Raw genomic sequence first — 1,910 nt, forward strand, 5'->3', positions numbered from 1 at the left:
CTCGTCGACCGACCCGGCTCCCTGCCCGCACGTACGCCGCCGGAGGTCGTCAAGGTCATCGAGGCGTGCCTCGCCCCGGCCCCTGGTGACCGGCCGGCGCCGGCCGAGGTCTCCGAGTCGGTCGCCCCCGCGCTGGAGCGGCTCCCGCGCGCCTCGCTGGGCGGTCTGCGGATCCACTGACCCTTCTCCATCCCCTGCGGCTGAGGGCCCGACCAAGGTCGGGTCCTCAGCCGTTTCCCGGGCCCGGGATCAGGGCTGGAAGCGGTAGCCCATGCCACGTACGGTCTCGACCCGTGCCGCGCCGAGCTTCTTGCGCAGGTAGCCGACATAGACGTCGACGACGTTCGACCCGGGGTCGAAGTCCATGCCCCAGGCCAGGTCGAGCAGCTGTGCGCGGGAGAGCACCTGGCCCGGATGACGCAGCAGCACCTCCGCCAGGGCGAACTCGCGGGCGGAGAGGTCGGTCTCGCGACCGTCGACCCGCAGCCGCCGCGTACGCAGGTCCAGGGCCACCGAGCCGGAGCGGAGCTCGCCCGTCTCGGCGTCGGTGCGGTCCTGCTGGCGCAGGCGTACGTGGATCCTGGCCCGGAGCTCGGCGAAGCGGAACGGCTTGGCCAGGTAGTCGTCGGCGCCGCCCTCGAGCGCGGAGACGGTGTCCTGAACGGAGTCGCGGGCGGTCAGCACGACCACGGGCATCCGGGACCCCTGGGCCCGCAGCTGGTCGAGCACCCCGAAGCCGTCGAGGGTCGGGAGCCCGATGTCGAGCACCATCAGGTCGAAGGCGCCGCTGAGCGCCTCCTCGAGCCCTTCCAGGCCGTCGGCTACGGTGCTGACCTGGTGGCCGTCGGCGCTCAGTCCCTTGGCGAGGAAGGCCGCGATGCGGTCCTCGTCCTCGAGGATCAGGATGCGGGCCATGCCTCTCCTTCGTGACGTGCGGGCAGGGTGATCGTGAAGCGGGCACCGGGCGGCGTCGCGTCCTCGGCCCGGAGGTCGGCCCCGACATCGGCCCCAACATCGGCCCCGACATCGGCCCCGCCATCTGTTCCGGCGTCGACACGGACAGCGCCGCCGTGGGCGTTCGCGATGGCGGTGACGATGGCGAGCCCGAGGCCGAGACCGGGCCGGTCGCCGGAACCCGGCTCCGCGCCCCGGGCGAACCGCTCGAAGATCCGCTCCCGGTCCGCGGCTGGCACCCCCGGTCCGGTGTCGCGCACCCAGAGCCTCAAGGAGCCGTCGACCGTCGCCGAGCCGACCGCGATCCGGTCACCCGGCGCGGTGTGCCCGGCCGCGTTGTCGCACAGCTGGAGCATCGCCTGGGTGACCCGCTGCGGGTCCAGCCGCCAGGTGCCGGGGGTGGCCTCGTCGAGGTGCCAGTCGCGGTCGGCGAGCGCGCTCGCCTTGGCGAGGATGTCCTCGGTGAGGGTGTCGACGTCGACCTCCTCGAGGGTGAGGAAGTCGGGACGGTCGTGCTTGGCCAGCAGGATCAGGTCGCCGACCAGGCGGCTCATCCGGTCGACCTCGTCCAGGGCCAGCCGCCGGGTCTGCTCGACCTCGGCCGGGTCGGACTCGTCGAGGAGCTCGAGGTGGCCGCCGATGATCGTCAGCGGCGTACGCAGCTCGTGCCCGGCGTCGTCGAGGAACTGGCGCTGGTCGCTGAACGCCTGCTCCAGGCGGGCCAGCATGCCGTTGAAGTTGCTGGTCAGAGCGGAGATGTCGTCGTTGCCCGACTCCGGCAGACGGGCCGAGAGGTCGGTGGCGCTGACCGCCCCGGTCGCCTGCCGCAGCCTGGTCAGCGGGGCCAGCAGCCGCCCCGACTGCCAGGCCGCGACCAGCGTGACGAGCAGCGCGAAGAGACCGGCCACGATCGCGTACGTCCGCATCGTGCTGCGCAGCTCGGCACGGTCCTCGTC

At 73.0% G+C, this 1,910-nt stretch carries 2 protein-coding genes and 1 pseudogene; 1 reads left to right on the plus strand and 2 read right to left on the minus strand.

The annotated features are described in order from the left end of the window. Positions 1–180: pseudogene (locus ACRDPS_RS17290) on the plus strand (serine/threonine-protein kinase); the annotation flags it as partial. A gap of 69 nt (positions 181–249) precedes the next feature. On the opposite strand, the gene ACRDPS_RS17295 reads toward ACRDPS_RS17290, so the two are convergent. Together ACRDPS_RS17295 and ACRDPS_RS17300 are read right to left on the minus strand one after the other, a co-directional pair. Continuing rightward, a complete protein-coding gene (locus tag ACRDPS_RS17295) occupies positions 250–915 on the minus strand; it encodes a response regulator transcription factor (protein WP_431502898.1) in 666 nt (221 codons plus the stop codon). Continuing rightward, positions 900–1,910, minus strand: a 1,011-nt coding sequence (locus tag ACRDPS_RS17300) for a sensor histidine kinase (RefSeq protein ID WP_431502899.1), incomplete at its 5' end; no start/stop codon positions are given. The genes ACRDPS_RS17295 and ACRDPS_RS17300, both read right to left, overlap by 16 nt.

Origin of the sequence: Nocardioides sp., assembly GCF_050699375.1 — a bacterium.
Taxonomy (GTDB): domain Bacteria; phylum Actinomycetota; class Actinomycetes; order Propionibacteriales; family Nocardioidaceae; genus Nocardioides.

Coding starts and splice junctions, on each gene's coding strand:
- ACRDPS_RS17295 (WP_431502898.1), bottom strand. CDS start 915: ATGGCCCGCATCCTGATCCTCGAGGACGAGGACCGCATCGCGGCCTTC.